General features: G+C 61.2%; 13 protein-coding genes. 8 read left to right on the forward strand and 5 right to left on the reverse strand.

What is annotated here, in order from left to right:
* Window positions 1-18 precede the first annotated feature (18 nt).
* From QWE_RS01895 to QWE_RS01910, 4 genes are all read right to left on the reverse strand, one after another.
* Window positions 19-1,005 carry an ABC transporter substrate-binding protein gene (locus QWE_RS01895; RefSeq protein ID WP_006724370.1) on the reverse strand — a complete coding sequence of 329 codons (987 nt, stop codon included), beginning with the start codon at window positions 1,003-1,005 and terminating at the stop codon, window positions 19-21.
* A 188-nt stretch (window positions 1,006-1,193) separates the two neighbouring features.
* The gene (locus tag QWE_RS01900) at window positions 1,194-1,640 is read right to left on the reverse strand and encodes an RbsD/FucU family protein (protein ID WP_006724371.1); all 447 of its coding nucleotides are present in this window, start codon (window positions 1,638-1,640) and stop codon (window positions 1,194-1,196) included.
* A gap of 10 nt (window positions 1,641-1,650) precedes the next feature.
* On the reverse strand, window positions 1,651-2,670 hold the full coding sequence (locus QWE_RS01905) for an aldo/keto reductase (protein ID WP_006724372.1): 1,020 nt from the start codon (window positions 2,668-2,670) through the stop codon (window positions 1,651-1,653).
* A 28-nt stretch (window positions 2,671-2,698) separates the two neighbouring features.
* On the reverse strand, window positions 2,699-4,204 hold the full coding sequence (locus QWE_RS01910) for a UxaA family hydrolase (protein ID WP_006724373.1): 1,506 nt from the start codon (window positions 4,202-4,204) through the stop codon (window positions 2,699-2,701).
* A 247-nt stretch (window positions 4,205-4,451) separates the two neighbouring features.
* Between QWE_RS01910 and QWE_RS01915 the strand changes: the two genes are divergently transcribed.
* Window positions 4,452-5,339 (forward strand): GntR family transcriptional regulator, encoded by an 888-nt coding sequence (locus QWE_RS01915; protein WP_006724374.1) that lies wholly within the window; start codon window positions 4,452-4,454, stop codon window positions 5,337-5,339.
* A gap of 3 nt (window positions 5,340-5,342) precedes the next feature.
* Complete coding sequence (locus QWE_RS01920; RefSeq protein ID WP_006724375.1) at window positions 5,343-6,431, forward strand: mannitol dehydrogenase family protein; 1,089 nt, start codon at window positions 5,343-5,345, stop codon at window positions 6,429-6,431.
* Window positions 6,432-6,443: 12 nt separating this feature from the next.
* On the opposite strand, the gene QWE_RS01925 is transcribed toward QWE_RS01920, so the two are convergent.
* Entirely contained in the window at window positions 6,444-7,238 is a 795-nt protein-coding gene (locus tag QWE_RS01925) for a helix-turn-helix domain-containing protein (protein WP_420804539.1), read from the reverse strand.
* A 279-nt stretch (window positions 7,239-7,517) separates the two neighbouring features.
* Between QWE_RS01925 and QWE_RS01930 the strand changes: the two genes are divergently transcribed.
* The 6 genes from QWE_RS01930 (at window position 7,518) to QWE_RS01955 (ending at window position 15,715) form a co-directional block, all read left to right on the forward strand.
* Window positions 7,518-8,750 carry an ABC transporter substrate-binding protein gene (locus QWE_RS01930; RefSeq protein ID WP_040299361.1) on the forward strand — a complete coding sequence of 411 codons (1,233 nt, stop codon included), beginning with the start codon at window positions 7,518-7,520 and terminating at the stop codon, window positions 8,748-8,750.
* A gap of 88 nt (window positions 8,751-8,838) precedes the next feature.
* A complete protein-coding gene (locus QWE_RS01935) occupies window positions 8,839-9,747 on the forward strand; it encodes a carbohydrate ABC transporter permease (RefSeq protein WP_040299362.1) in 909 nt (302 codons plus the stop codon).
* Window positions 9,747-10,598 carry a carbohydrate ABC transporter permease gene (locus tag QWE_RS01940; protein ID WP_006724379.1) on the forward strand — a complete coding sequence of 284 codons (852 nt, stop codon included), beginning with the start codon at window positions 9,747-9,749 and terminating at the stop codon, window positions 10,596-10,598. The genes QWE_RS01935 and QWE_RS01940 overlap by 1 nt, the downstream gene beginning before the upstream one ends.
* Window positions 10,595-12,700 (forward strand): alpha-galactosidase, encoded by a 2,106-nt coding sequence (locus QWE_RS01945; RefSeq protein ID WP_006724380.1) that lies wholly within the window; start codon window positions 10,595-10,597, stop codon window positions 12,698-12,700. Before QWE_RS01940 ends, QWE_RS01945 begins: the two co-directional genes overlap by 4 nt.
* Entirely contained in the window at window positions 12,693-13,784 is a 1,092-nt protein-coding gene (locus QWE_RS01950; protein WP_006724381.1) for an ABC transporter ATP-binding protein, read from the forward strand. The genes QWE_RS01945 and QWE_RS01950 overlap by 8 nt, the downstream gene beginning before the upstream one ends.
* Complete coding sequence (locus QWE_RS01955) at window positions 13,784-15,715, forward strand: beta-galactosidase (protein ID WP_006724382.1); 1,932 nt, start codon at window positions 13,784-13,786, stop codon at window positions 15,713-15,715. The genes QWE_RS01950 and QWE_RS01955 overlap by 1 nt, the downstream gene beginning before the upstream one ends.
* Window positions 15,716-15,766: the final 51 nt, after the last annotated feature.

Here is a 15,766-nt window from a genome sequence, read left to right on the forward strand (position 1 = left end):
CGCGTGCCGAAATCTCGATCAGTTGACCTTCGGGTTCAGAAGGGCATCCATTTTCGGCTCGGTCATGTTGGCCTGAGTGACGAGGTTTGCACCGGTATCGACGAAGGTCTCGACCTTCTCGCCCTTGGAAACTGCGAGCGCGGTCTTCACGCCGTCATAGCCCATGCGGTAGGGATCCTGGACGACGAGGCCGGCGAGAACGCCTTCCTTGAGGAAGCCGACGGTCTTCTCATCGCTATCGAAGCCGATGACCTTGATCTTGTCGCCGAGCTTGTTTTCAGCGATCGCCTGGCCGACGCCCTGCGCCATGATCAGGTTCGAGGCGAAGACGCCAACGATGTTCGGGTTGGCGGTGATCAGGTCGGTCATCATGTTGAGGCCGGTCGTCGCCTGACCATCGGCAAAGCGGTCGACCACCACGGTGATGCCCGGATACTTCGTCTTCATCTGGTCGAGGAAGCCTTCGCGGCGCTGGTCGAGCGAACCGACGCCCGGCAGGCTGGTGATGATGGCGACTTCGCCCTCTTCCTTGCCCGTCGCTTCCTTGATGGCAGCTGCGAGGCCGTCAGCGGCGATGCGGCCACCCTGGACATTGTCGGTGGTGAGGAACGATGTGAAGGCCTGGGAGTCCGCGCCGGAGTCGATACCGATGATCGGAACAGACTTGGCGGCTTCGTCGATCGGCTTGCCGAGGGCCTTGAACTCGGTCGGCGAGATGACGACAGCTGCGGGGCTTCCAGCAACGGCGTTCTCAAGGATGCTGATCTGGCCGTTGATGTCGGATTCGGACTGCGCGCCCAATTCCGGCACGTTGACGCCGAGGTCCTTGCCGGCCTGGCGGGCGCCGGCGAGCACGATCTGCCAGTAGAAGGACGTGGTGTCCTTGACGATGATCGGAATGGTCACGTCCTGTGCGAAGGACGCGGTCGGCATCATCGATGTCATCATTGCAGCGCCAGCGATCCCCATCAGGGCGCGGCGAGTCATGCTCTTCAGAATGGTCATTGTGGTTCTCCTCTCAACGCGTCCTGTTCCTCCGGTGAGATCGTGCCGCAGTACGCAACCAGAACGATCTTTATCGATAAAAAACATTTTATCGAGGCACGCTACTCCAGGATTCTGGAGATTGCAAGCTGGCAAAAGCGGTCTCCTCCAAACCCCTTTCGCCCTCATTTCCAGGGCCTTCCGAGCCTTCAGACTCGGTGAATCTCTTCCGGATAAACAACACCCTTCTTCAGGATGACGTTGCCGTAGATCCGCAATTCCGTCGTCGCGACGATGTAAGCTGCAGTTTGCGCTCGTTCATAGAAGGCGAAGCGCTCAAGGCTTTCCAGCTGGACGTCGCCGGCCAGTCTCGTGATCACCGACTGGAATTCGGCACAGATTTCCGGAACCGCGTGCGGATCGCCGACAACCTGCATGCGCCATGCCGAATCCTCGACAAACTGATCGAGCGGCATGTGAGCGAGGATCGCCTCCAGGATCTCGACGGCGCCGACGCCGTCTGCCCGGATGACCGGGGGACCCATGGTCGAGGCCGGAAAATTGCCGTCGGCAATGACGATCTCGTCGCCGTGTCCCATGGTGGCGATGGCGTGCAGGAGATCAGGTCCGAGCAGGGGGTGGATGCCCTTCAGCATGATACGCCCCCTATTCCCGCACTGGCGCGTCGCCGAGCGGCGGGGCGACCAGTGTGTGAGCGTCGAACGGCGCGAAGGCGGAGGCCGGCAGTTCTTCTGATGTCAGCGCCATGTTGCGATCGAGGCTTTCCGGCTTTGCCGTGCCGATGATAACGGAGGCGACGGCCGGATGGTGCAGCGGGAACTGCAGGGCGAACTGGGCGAGCGGCTTACCGGCCTGTTTCGCGAGGTCTTCCATGGCGCGCACCTTGGCGAGGACCTCGTCGGTCGCCGGCGTATAGTCGAAGTGTGCGCCCGGAACGGCACCCGTCGCCAGGATACCGGAATTGAACACGCCACCGGCTGTGATCGAGGTTCCGCGCTTCTCGCAGAGCGGCAGCAGTTCCTCGACGGCGGAGCGATCGAGCAGAGAATAGCGGCCGGCCATCAGGATGACGTCGATATCGATATCGGCCATCATCTCGAGGCAGGCCGGCACTTCGTTGACGCCGAGACCGAAGGCCTTGATTGCGCCCGAAGATTTCAGCTGGTCGAGTGCCTTGTAACCGCCGTCGCGCAGTTGCTTCACATAGTGATCGTTGACTTCGCGGCCATGCGTGTAGACGCCGATGTCGTGGACATAGAGTATATCGATGCGGTTCAGGCCAAGGCGCGCATAGCTGAAATCGACCGAGCGCATGATGCCGTCATAGCTGTAGTCATAGACCAGCTTGAAGGGCAGGGGATCGACGAAGCCGACATTGGGGATCTGGTCCTTCGGCACGGGTGCGAGCAGGCGGCCGACCTTGGTGGAGAGCACGTAAGTGTCTTCCGGCTTGTCGCGCAGGAAGTCGCCGACATAACGCTCGGCCTGGCCAAAGCCGTAATGCGGGGCCGTATCGAAATAGCGGATGCCGTGATCCCAGGCGGCCTGCAGGGTCGCAATGCCGACATCGCGAGGGCAGGGGCGATACAGGCCGCCAAGTGGGGCCGTGCCGAAGGAGTATTCGGTCACTTCGAGGGCAGTCTTGCCGATGCGTCTCGTCTTCATGCTGGTATCCAGTGTCCTGTTGTCGACGTCAGAGCGTGGCGCCGAGGTGCCACGGCACGAATTCGTTGTCGCCGTAGCCGAAGAGCTCGCTCTTGGTCTTCTGGCCAGAGGCGGTCTCGATGATCAGGTCGAAGATGTCGCGGCCGAGGCCCGAGACGCTGGCGTCACCCGTGGCGATGACGCCGCAGTCGATGTCCATGTCCTCTTCCATCGACTTGTAGAGCGCGGTGTTGCTTGTCAGCTTGATGGACGGCACGGGCCGTGAGCCGAAGCAGGAGCCGCGGCCCGTCGTAAACGCAATGACATTCGCGCCGCCAGCCACCTGGCCGGTCGCGGAGACCGGGTCGTAGCCGGGCGTATCCATGAAGACGAGGCCGTGTTCGGTGACGCGTTCGGCGTAGTTATAGACGGCGGTCAGCGGCGAGCGCCCGCCCTTGGCCACGGCACCCAGCGACTTTTCGAGAATGGTGGTCAGGCCACCCTTCTTGTTGCCGGGCGAGGGATTGTTGTCGAGCGAGGCACCATGCTGGGCGACATAGGCCTCCCACCAGGAGATCAGCCCGTCGAGCTTGACCGCGACGTCCTCGTTGACGGCACGGCTGCGGAGAAGGTGCTCGGCGCCATAGATTTCCGAGGTCTCGGAGAGGATCGCCGTGCCACCGGCGCCTGCCAGAATATCGACGGCAACACCGAGGGCCGGGTTGGCTGTGATGCCGGAGAGGCCGTCGGAGCCGCCGCATTGCAGGCCGACGATGATCTCGCTGACGGAGATCGGTTCGCGGCGCATTATGCCGACTTCGGCTGCGATCTCTTTCAGGATCGAAAGGGCGTTCTCGACCGCGCGGCGGGATCCGCCGGCATCCTGAATGTTGAAGTGGCGCTTGGAGGCGCCGGCGCCACTCTGGCCGTAAAGCGTCAACTGGTTAACCTCGCAGCCGAGGCCGACCATCAGCACGCCGCCGAAATTGACGTGCCTTGTGTAGCCGGCTATCGTTCTGTGCAGCGTGCGCATGCCGTCGCCGGTCGAGCTCATGCCGCAGCCCTGGTCGTGGACGATCGGCACAAAGCCGTCGATGCCCTCGTAATGCGGCAGGATGGTGCGGTTCGCGGCTTCGGCAATCGCGCGACAGACCGTGGTGGAACAGTTCACGCTGGCGATGATGCCGATGTAATTGCGGGTCGCAGCGCGTCCGTCGGCACGGCGATAGCCCATGAAGGTGCGGCCCTTGTCGGCAGCGGTGGCCGTTTCGGGCTGGGCGAGGCCGCTGACAGACAGGCGATCTTCGTCGAAGGCGAGATTGTGGGAATGGACGTGGTCGCCAGCTGCAATGTCCGTGGTCGCGCGACCGATCGCCTGGGCATATTTGACGACCGGCTCGCCCTGGCGGATAGCGCGGACGGCGACCTTGTGGCCGGGATCAATCTTCGCCGCTGCCGGCGCGCCGCCCGGCAGGACATGCCCGGCTTCGATCGCAACAGTGGTCACGGCAACATTGTCGTCCTGCGACAGCAGGATGCAGGCTGGTTTCGACACCCGATGTTTCTCCCATATGTCCGGCGGTACCGGATCCTGTGTTTTGTCTTTTATCGGCAATAGACAGTTTCTCGTCAATGGGTATGATATCGATAAAGAACAATTTGCTTTGATCAGGAGCGGGAGGTCTAGACCCAGACCAGAGGAGGCAGGGCCACCCCAATCGGTGGTTTCCGTTGCGCGAAGCCACGTCTTGCGCCAAGAGGCAAGAGACCGAAGCGCCAGATAACATCAACCAGGCAGAGCCATGGCCAAGCAGAACACCGTCTTCAAGGACGCCTACAATCGCACGCTGAAGCTCATCGAGGAAACGGATACGCTCCCCTCGGAGCCGGAACTTTGCGGTCTGCTCGGCGTCAGCCGGACGACTGTGCGTGCGGTGCTGACGCGGCTCGGCGAGGTCGGTCTGGTGGCGTGGGACAAGCGCTCCAAGACGGTGCTTCGCAGGCCGGGACAGGGCGACTATTTCCCCGACGAGGAAACCAACTCGCTGTCGGAGATCATTGAGCGAAGCTTCATGCGCCGGATCCTTGCCGGTGGTGCGCAACCGGGTATGCAGATCAACGAGCTGGAACTGGCTCGCGAGATCGGCATCGGAACGACCAGCGTACGGGAATTCCTCATCCGCTTCAGCCGGTTCGGGCTGATCGAGAAAAGGCCGAACAGCCATTGGGTGCTCAAGGGCTTTACCCGTGAGTTTGCGCTCGAACTCACCGAAGTCCGCGAGATGTTCGAACTGCGCTCTGCAGCGGCTTTCGTCCATCTGGCGGCCGATCATCCAGCCTGGGCTGAGTTGAAGACCGTGGAGGCCCAGCACCATGCGTTGTTGGCCGACATCGACAACCGCTACATGGAGTTTTCGGAGCTTGACGAGCGTTTCCACCTTCTGGTGCAGAAGGCCTCGAGCAACCGCTTCATCATCGATTTCTACGACATCATCACGATCGTCTTCCACTACCACTACCAGTGGAACAAGACGAATGCGCGGGCGCGTAACCAGCGAGCGCTGGAAGAGCATCTCGACTATATCAGGGCGCTTCTTTCCCGCGATCCGGCAGCGATCCAGAAGGCCTGCCGCCAGCACCTGAAATCGGCCCGCGAAACCCTGCTGCAATCCATCCAGGAGCCTGCTTGAGCCATGACGACGCCCATCCTGCAATTCGGCACGAGCCGATTTCTCCAGGCGCATGCCGATCTCTTCGTCAGCGAGGCCATGGAGGCAGGGAAGGCGCTTGGACCTATCACCATTGTGCAGACGTCGGGTGATCCGGCACGTGCCGGGCGGATCGGGGCGCTGTCGGCGACGGAGGGCTTTCCGGTGATCATCCGAGGGCTGGAGGATGGGCAGCCGGTCGAGCGTGCGCTTCGGGTACGATCCGTGGTGCGGTCTCTTTCGACGTCCAGTGACTGGGCCGAGGTCAAGCGGGTGTTCGTCGAGGAGGCGAGGGTCGTAATCAGCAATACCGGAGATACGGGCTATTCCCTGTTGGACGGTGACAGCGTCGATGGCGTGCCACGCTCTTTCCCGATGAAACTTCTGGCGCTTCTCCATGCGCGGTTTCGGGGTGGCCGGATGCCACTGACCATTCTGCCTTGCGAACTTGTTTCCCGAAACGGTGAGGTGCTGCAGCAGTTGTTGGTCGAGCTCGCCAGCCGGCACACGCCCGACGCAACATTCGTCTCCTGGCTGTCCGAGCGGGTCATCTGGGCAAATACGCTCGTCGACCGCATCGTGTCCGAGCCGATCGAGCCGGCGGGTGCGATTGCTGAGCCCTATGCGATCTGGGCGATCGAACGCCAGTCTGGGCTGACGCTGCCCTGCGAGCACCCTTGCATCAAGGTCGTCGATGATCTGACGCCCTACGCGCGGCTGAAGCTGCATATCCTCAACCTCGGCCATACGCTTCTGGCCGATCGCTGGCTGAAGGACGGGCGATCCGAAATGGAATGCGTCAAGGACATCCTTGCAGACCAAGCCGTCCGCGAGGACTTGATGACGATCTATCGCGAGGAAGTGGTGCCCGGCTTCCAGATGCATGGGTTCGGCGCAGAGGCAGAAGCCTATGTTGCGACCACGCTCGAGCGGTTTGCAAACCCCTATCTCGACCACCGCCTGCGAGACATCGCCGGCAATCACGCGCAAAAGATCGTTCGCCGTCTTGTCGGTTTCCAGGACTGGTGCCCTGGCGTCTCCATGCCCAGGCTTTCGGCCATCGCCGGGCGCTGACAGAAGGCGGGCTCAGGCCGGGGGCAGCCCTTTCGAGCGCATGCGGCGTCGAAACGCCTTGGGCTTTTCGACGAAGCGTTCACTGAAGGCCTCGTAGAAGCGAGAGACCGATCCGAAGCCGCTTTCGAAGGCGACATCGGTGATCGACAGATCGGTCGAGATCAGCAGGGATTGGGCCGTATCGAGGCGATGGCGTACGATCGCCTGGTTGATCGTGTGGCCAACGGCGCGCTTGAAGATCGACATCGCATAATTGGGATGCAGCGCAACTGCACGGCCGACATCCTCGGCTGAAATGTTTTCGAGCGCATGTTCGGCGATGAAGCGCAGCATGCGCTCGATGTGTTCGACGCGCTCGCTGTCATTGGCGCTGAAGCTCGCGATCGCCGAGCCTTCTTCCCGCAGATCCCGCCAGCCGTCGCGCTCGATCCTGAGAACACGCGCGGTCAATTCGTTGCGCACGATCTCGGTCAGGTTCTCGTCGCCGGCCAGCAGTTCCTCGCGCCAGCGCTGGAAGATGTCTCGGTCCCAGGAGCGGATTTCCAGCGCCTCGATCATCGCACCGCGAAACACGGCGTCGCGAAAGCGACTGAGATTTGCAAGCCCGAGGAAGACGGACATCGGCACGTAAAGGCAGACGAAACGTGTGCCTTCCTGTCTATCGATCACCTGATGCGGGATCATGCCCCAGAACAGGCAGAGACGTCCCTCATCGACCGTCAATTCACGACCATCGAACCAGTAGGTCATGTGACCCGAGAGAACGAAGTTGAGCTCGATCTGGCTGTGCATGTGCGGGCCCGCCATGCGCTGAACCGTCAGGTTCTCGCCCGCGCAAAAACGGTGATCGCCGAAGATGACCAGCGGGTGTCGCGGGTCATGATCGGGATGGACCGGGACGGACTCGTCGTGCAATAGGGGCTTAACATGTTCCAAATCTTAGGATCCCGGAAAACTTCCACCAAAACTCGGTAGATTATTACGGGTTTGAGCCCGATGATCAAGCAGAGCTGGGAATTCCGCTCCGGTGGGATCCGGGGCTTCAAGCTCCGCAATGGACTGCATAACGGTCATAGGGAGGAAAACATGACCTTTTTCAAAAGCCTGAGCGCATTCGCTTTGGGTGCTACCCTTCTGTCATCCACCGCATTTGCCGGTGAAATCATTCTCAATTCCGACCACTCCGATCCGGCGCCGAAAAAGGCGATGGAAGAGCTGATCGCTGATTTCCAGAAGGCCAACCCAGACATCACGGTCAAGTGGAACAACTTCGACCACGAAGGCTACAAGTCCGCCATCCGCAACTTCCTGACCGCTGACGCGCCCGATGTCGCCGCATGGTATGCCGGCAATCGCATGGAGCCCTTCGTCAAGGCCGGTCTGTTCGAAGACGTCTCGGATGTCTGGGAAGCCAATGGCCTGAACGAGCAGCTGAAGTCTGCGGCGCCTTCGATGACCATCGACGGCAAGAAGTGGGGCGTGCCCTACACCTACTACCAGTGGGGCATCTACTACCGTAAGGACATCTTCGCCGAACAGGGCATCGAGCCTCCGAAGAACTGGGCCGAATTCCTCGCCGCTTGCGAAAAGCTGAAGACGGCCGGCGTCACACCGATCACCATCGGTACCAAGGCATTGTGGCCGACCGGCGGCTGGTTCGACTATCTGAACCTGCGCGTCAATGGCTACGAATTCCACATGGAACTGACCTCGGGCAAGGTGCCTTACACGGATCCGCGCGTGAGGGCCGTTTTCGAAAAGTGGGGCGAGCTGGTCAATGCCGGCTACTTCAACGAAAACCACGCTGCGATCGATTGGCAGGATGCCATCCCGCAGATGGTGCAGGGCAAGGCTGCCATGTATCTGATGGGCAACTTCGCCGTTGCCACGATGAAGGATGGTGGTCTGACGGAAGATCAGATCGGCTTCATGCAGTTCCCGGAAATCACGGCTGGCATTCCGATGTCGGAAGAGGCCCCGACTGATACCTTCCACATTCCGTCGGGCGCGAAGAACAAGGAAGATGCGAAGAAGTTCCTCGCCTACCTTGCTTCGCCGGAAGCGCAGACCAAGATGAACGCGACGCTCGGCCAGCTGCCGGTCAACAACCAGGCCGAGAAGCCGGCTGATCCGTTCCTCAATGCCGGTTTCGAAATGCTGTCGAACGCCTATGCGCTCGCGCAGTTCTATGACCGCGACGCCAATGCCGAAATGGCAAAGGCTGGCATGGAAGGCTTCCAGGAGTTCATGGTCAAGCCGGATCGACTGGATGCCATCTTGGAGCGTCTCGAAAAGGTTCGGGCCCGCGTTCACAAGTAAACAAAAGAGCTCCCTGCGCCGGGTGCTGTGGGTCTCCCTGGGCCCGCGGCATCCGGTTGCCGTTTCCCTTTTCATCAGAGGTGCCGCCATGAGCAACACCGTTCCTTCGTCGTCCGGTTTCTGGAAGCGAAACCAGCAGACGCTTGCGCCCTTCCTGTTCCTGGCGCCGGGCATGCTGATGTTTCTGATCTATGTGCTCGTGCCGATCTTCGAGTCGATCTGGATCAGTTTTCACGATTGGGACGGTCTCGGCGCCATGACCTGGATCGGTTTCGGCAACTATGCCGAACTAATGGATGACGATTCCTTCTACACCTCGCTCTACAACAATGTGATCTGGCTGGTGCTCTATCTCCTGTCGATCCCGGCGGGTCTTGCCGTCGCGCTCTTCCTCAACCAGACGGTCACCGGCATCCGTCTTTACAAGTCGCTGTTTTTCTTCCCCTTCGTGATCAGCCAGGTCGTCGTCGGCCTGATGTTCACGTGGTTCTACGCGCCGGATTTCGGCCTCTTCGCGAAGCTGACAGAAGTGCTGTTCGGTGAGCAGATTGCCGTCCTGGCTGACGAACGCTACGTGACCTACGGCATCATCATTGCCGGCCTGTGGCCGCAGACGGCCTATTGCATGATCCTCTACCTGACCGGTCTCAACAACATCAATCCGGAGCAGGTGGAAGCCGCCCGCATGGATGGCGCCAAGGGCCTGAAACTCCTGTGGTATGTGATCCTGCCGCAACTTGCGCCGGCAACCTTCATTGCCATGGTCGTGACCGTCATCGGCTCGCTGCGTTCCTTCGACCTCGTCTCCATCATGACCGCTGGCGGGCCCTACGGCTCAAGCCAGGTGCTGTCCTACTTCATGTATGAGCAGGCTCTGTCCGAATACGGTTTCCGGATGGGCTACGGCGCATCGATCGCGGTCGTGCTGTTCCTGATCATGATGGTGTTCATCTCGCTCTTCATCGTCCGCATGCTCGCCCAGGAAAGGAACGCCTGATGTTCCCCACTCCGATCCAGAAGGCCTCGCCCTTTGCGCAAACGGCCTACAAGATCCTGCTGCCGGTAGCGCTCTTTCTCTGGCTCCTGCCGCTGATCGGCGTTGCCGTGACATCGGTGCGCCCGGCGGGTGACTTGGCTGCCGGCAACTATTTCGGCATCCCTTCCGGTTTTGCCGGTTTCGAGAACTATTCGGCGGTCTTCAACAACTCGCCGATCGGCTATTACATCCTGAACTCGTTCAAGGTGACCATCCCGACGGTGATCGGCGCCGTAGCACTCTCCTGCCTCACCGGCTTTGCGCTCGCGGTCTACAAGTTCAAGGGCAATCTCGTCCTGTTCTTCATGTTCGTCGCCGGAAATTTCATCCCGTTCCAGATCCTGATGGTCCCGGTGCGTGACATGACGCTGCGTGCTGGTCTCTACGACACCACGATGGGCCTGGTGCTCTTCCACGTCGCCTTCCAGACCGGTTTCTGCACGCTGTTCATGCGCAACTTCATCAAGGGCCTGCCCTTTGCGCTGATCGAATCGGCCCGCGTCGAGGGCGTCTCTGAATGGCGGATCTTCCGCTACATCGTGCTGCCGCTGATGCGTCCGGCGATCGCCGCGCTGTCCGTGCTGATCTTCACCTTCGTCTGGAACGACTACTTCTGGGCGACGGTGCTGGTGCAGGGCCAGCACGCCATGCCGGTGACGGCAGGTCTCTATTCGCTGAACGGGCAATGGGTTGCCGCCTGGCATCTCGTATCCGCGGGATCGATCATCGCGGCCTTGCCGCCGGTCGCGATGTTCTTCCTCATGCAGCGCCACTTCATTGCCGGCCTCACACTCGGAGCGACCAAGGGATGAGTGAAATAATCATCATCGATTCGGGCCAGCTGTCGCTGAGCCTGCGCCTGCCGGACCTCGGCATGCCGGAGATCTTGTCCTTCGGGACGGAGCCTGTCGAACCCGATCCGCTGTTCGAGATCGAACGGTCGAGCCGCGTCAACGGCATGGACGTGGCGGCACCCTCGTCCGTTCTCCTGCCGACAGGCGGCATGGGCTTCTTCGGTTGGCCGGCGATTGCAGGTCATCGTGGGGGCCGTGACTTCGTCGCACAGTTCGGCAACTGGACGTTCTCAAGAGACGGGCATGATACCGTTCTCGTCGGCCACGACCCGGTTGCCAAGCTCGAGCTCTCGATCACGCTGACTGCACATCCTTCCGGCCTTATTTCGATGGCGACGAAGCTCACCAATCGGGGCGAGAGCGACTACCAGCTCGACCGCTGCATGGCGGCGACCTTCTTGGCGCCTGCTGGCGATCTGCAGGTGATGAGCTTTACCGGTATCTGGGGCCGCGAATTCCAGACGCGGCGCGAGCTTCTCGGCAATGGTACCTGGATCCAGGAAAATCGCCGCGGGCGCACGTCGCATGACCGTTTTCCGATGTTGTTCATCGAGAGCGAGACCCAAATTTTCGGCGTGACACTCGGCTTCAGCGGCAACCACCAGATGGTGATCGACCGGACCGATGATGGCCAGCGGCTCGTGCATCTGGGTGAGTTGTTCGAGCCGGGTGAGGTCATCCTTGCACCAGGCGAAAGCTATCGCAGTCCGATCGCCTATGCCGGAGCCGACACGGAAGACTTCCATGCCTTCGTGCGCGAAGAACTGATGACCTGGCCCGGGGGCGCGATGAGCCCACGCCCAGTGACGCTGAACACCTGGGAAGGCAATTATTTCGACCACCGGATGGATTCGCTCAAAGCCCAGGCGACCGCGGCGGCCGAACTGGGGATCGAGCGCTTCGTGCTCGACGATGGCTGGTTCGGCAAGCGCGACGACGACACAACGAGCCTTGGCGACTGGGATATCGATGCGCGCAAATATCCTGAAGGCCTGAAGCCGCTCGTCGATCATGTCACCGGGCTTGGCATGCAGTTCGGCATCTGGTTCGAGCCTGAGATGGTGAACCCGGTTTCTGAGCTCTACAAGGCGCATCCCGACTGGGCACTGACGATTGAAGGGCGGCCGATCCTCGAATCGCGTACCCAGCTGGTGCTGGATCTGACGCGTTCGGAAGTCTCCGACTATCTCTTCGGCAAGATCGACGCAGTGCTGTCCAATCATGACGTCTCCTACATCAAGTGGGACATGAACCGCGATCTGACGCATGCGGCCGGTCGCGACGGCAAGGCGAAGACTGCCGCCCAGACCCGTGCCGTCTATGCGCTGATGGACCGCATTCGTGCCGCTCATCCCGATGTCGAAATCGAAAGCTGCGCCTCCGGTGGCGGACGCATCGATTACGGCGCCTTGAAGCGCACCCATCGTGTCTGGACCTCGGATTGCACGGATGCGCTGGAGCGGCTGGAAATCCAGCGCGGCGCTTCGGTTTTCGTGCCGCCGGAAATCCTCGGCAGCCATATCTCGGCCTCGCCGAACCATCAGACTGGTCGCCGCCACACGCTTGCGTTCCGGGCGCTGGTGGCCATCGCCTATCACCTCGGTGTGGAGCTCAACCCGCTTGAGCTCAGCGATGAGGAGCGCGACGAACTCAAGGTCTATATCGAGACCTACAAGCGGCTGCGCGATCTCTTCCACGCGCCGGGCGCCAGCTTCCGCATGGAGCCGCTTGACGGTCGCTATGTCTGGGGTGCGGCTTCGGCCGAGAAGATCGTGGTCATCGTTGCCCAAGGGCCGCAGATGGTGGGTGAACAGCCGGCGCCGCTGCGCCTGCCCGATCAGGTCACCCAGTTCGGTGGCCAGTGGCGGATCAAGACCGTGCTGTCGGCAGAACCGCAATTCATCCGTATCTCCGAGGGCCAGAAAGCGCTGCTTTCCGGTGCCGTCACCTTCGCGCTTTCCAGTGCCGGACTTGCCGGCCTGCCGCTGCCGATGCTGACGCCCGAAAGCGCTCTTCTCCTCGAACTCGAACCGATCAAGGGAGGCAAGACCCATGGCTGATGTAAGCCTGCGTGGCGTCAAGAAACAGTTCGGTGCGCTCAGCGTCATCAAGGGTGTGGATCTCGACGTCAAGGACGGCGAGTTCTGCGTCTTCGTCGGCCCTTCCGGCTGCGGTAAGTCCACGCTTCTGCGTATGATTGCTGGCCTAGAAGACATTACTGCCGGTGCTCTGTCGATCGGTGGCCAGGATATGACCAGCATCGGCCCGTCCGAGCGCGGCGTTGCCATGGTTTTCCAGTCCTATGCGCTCTACCCGCATATGACCGTCGAGGAAAACATCGGCTTCGGCCTGAAGATGACCGGGCATTCCAAGGCGATGATTGCCGAACGCACTGCCGTTGCCGCCAAGCTGCTGCAGCTCGAACCGCTCCTGCAGCGCAAGCCGGGCCAGCTCTCCGGCGGACAGCGCCAGCGTGTCGCGATCGGCCGTGCGATCGTGCGCAATCCGGAAGTCTTCCTCTTCGACGAGCCGCTGTCCAACCTTGATGCGGCCCTGCGCGTCCAGATGCGCACGGAGCTTTCCAAGCTGCATCAGGACCTCAAGGCAACGATGATCTACGTCACCCATGACCAGGTCGAAGCCATGACCATGGCCGACAAGATCGTGGTGCTCTCGGCAGGCCAGATCGAGCAGGTCGGTTCGCCGCTCGAACTCTATCATCGCCCGAACAACCTCTTCGTTGCAGGCTTCATCGGCTCGCCGAAAATGAATTTCCTGAAGGTTCAGGTCTCGTCGGCCGAGGGTGCTGCCGTGGCGCACCTGCCCGGCGCCGAGGTCTCGATTCCGACGCATGGGGCGAGCGTTCCAGCCGGCGAGATGACCTTCGGTATCCGCCCTGAGCATATCGATGCGACGGGCCAGGGTGATTTCGTCGTCGAAGCGACCGTCAAACTCGCCGAATATTTGGGGTCTGAGACGCTGTTCTTCGTGACTCTGGCCGATGGCTCGGAGCTTGCGGTGAAGGCGGATGGTCTGGCCAGCGAAAAGCCTGGGCAGACGCTGCGCCTCGGCATCAATTCCAAGGCCTGCCATCTGTTCGACAAGGACGGCAAGGCCGTCATCAATGGGGATCTGACACGATAATGCTGGGCGTCTGCTACTATCCGGAACACTGGGACGAAAGCCGGTGGCGAACCGACGCGCGCCGGATGCGCGAACTCGGCATTTCCTTCGTGCGTATCGGTGAATTCGCCTGGTCGCGTCTGGAGCCCTCACGCGGCACGTTCACCTTCGAATGGCTCGACCGGGCGATCGATGTGCTGCATGAAGCGGGCCTGAAAGTCGTGTTGGGAACGCCGACCGCGACCCCGCCCAAGTGGCTTGTGGACGAATGCCCCGACATCATCCCCTATGACGAGCAGGGCCGTCCGCGCGGTTTCGGTTCGCGTCGCCACTATACTTTTTCCTCCGAGACCTGGTGGAAGGAAAGCGCCCGGATCGTCGAGATCGTCGCCAAGCGCTACGGGACCCACCCCGGCATTGTCGGCTGGCAGACAGACAACGAATATGGCTGCCATGACACGACGCTCTCCTGGGGCCCTGAAGATCTGAAGAGCTTCAAGCGTTGGCTGCGCCTGCGCTACCAGTCGACCGACCAGCTCAATGAAGCCTGGGGTTCGGTCTTCTGGTCGATGGAACTGGCGAGCTTCGACGACGTGGCGCTGCCGAACCTAACGGTAACCGAGCCGAACCCGGCAACGCGGCTGGATTTCTGGCGTTTCCATTCCGATCAGGTTGCAGCTTACGACCAAATGCAGTGCGAGATCATTCGCAAGCATTCGCCCGGTCGCTGGATCACCCATAACTTCATGGGCTTTGTCTCCGATTTCGACCACTTCAAGGTCGGCGACAATCTCGATCTCGCCTCCTGGGACAGCTATCCGATCGGCTTCGTGGAGAAGTTTCCCTTTACGGAAGACGAGCGTACCCGCTGGGCCGAGACCTCGCATCCCGATATCGCGCCCTATCACCACGATCTCTACCGCGCTGTCGGCAAGGGCCGCTTCTGGGTGATGGAGCAGCAGCCGGGTCCAGTGAACTGGGCCCCTTGGAACCCCGTGCCGAAGCCCGGCATGGTGCGTCTGTGGACCTGGGAAGCCCTTGCGCATGGGGCTGACGTCGTCAGCTATTTCCGCTGGCGTCAGGCACCCTTCGCGCAGGAACAGATGCATGCGGGCCTGAACCTGCCCGGCCTCGACGAGTGGTCGCCGGGCGGCAAGGAAGCGATGCAGGTTTCCGAGGAGCTGGCAGTCCTCGGCGCGCTTCCCGAGACGAGCCAGGCACCTGTCGCATTGGTGTTCGACTATCAGAGCTACTGGTCGACGATGATCCAGCCGCAGGGCAAGGATTTCCGCTACGAGGAACTCTGCTTCCGCTGGTACGAAGCGCTGCGCCATCTCGGCCTGAACGTCGATTTCGTCCGTCCGAGTGCTTCGCTTGAGGGTTACCCGCTTGTTGTCGTGCCCTGCATGACGGAAGTGACTGAGGCGGCACAGGTCGCGCTCGATAAGGCCAATGGTGTCGTCGTGATCGGCGCACGCACGGGTTCGCGCGACCGCAATTTCCGCATTCCGGAAAACCTGCCGCCGGGTCCGCTGGGCACACTCACGGGCAATCGCGTCATTCAGGTCTCCTCCATGCGTCCGAGGCTCTCGGATGGTGTTTCCGGTGCAGTTTCGGGTCATGCGATCCGCTGGCGGGAATATGTCGAGACATCGGCCTCGGTGCTCGCCACGTTCGATAATGGCGATCCGGCGCTGACCGAGAAGGACAATGTGCTCTATCTCGCCTGCTGGGCGGATGCAGGGCTACTGGCCGAGGTGCTGGAACTGGCGACAAAGAAGGCAGGTGTTGCCACGCTGCGCGTGCCTGACTTCATTCGCATCCGTCGTCGCGGTGATCTGGTCTTTGCCTTCAATTACGGAACAGAAGACTATACGCTTCCGGAAGGTGCCGTTCCCGTGCTGGGTGAGATGGTCCTGAAACCGCAGGCCATCGCCGCCTGGCGGGGCTGATTTCCACGGTTTCGAGGGCCGGCGTGACGCCGGCCCTGTTTATTTGCTGGT

This window comes from Agrobacterium albertimagni AOL15, from assembly GCF_000300855.1.
Lineage (GTDB): Bacteria > Pseudomonadota > Alphaproteobacteria > Rhizobiales > Rhizobiaceae > Allorhizobium > Allorhizobium albertimagni.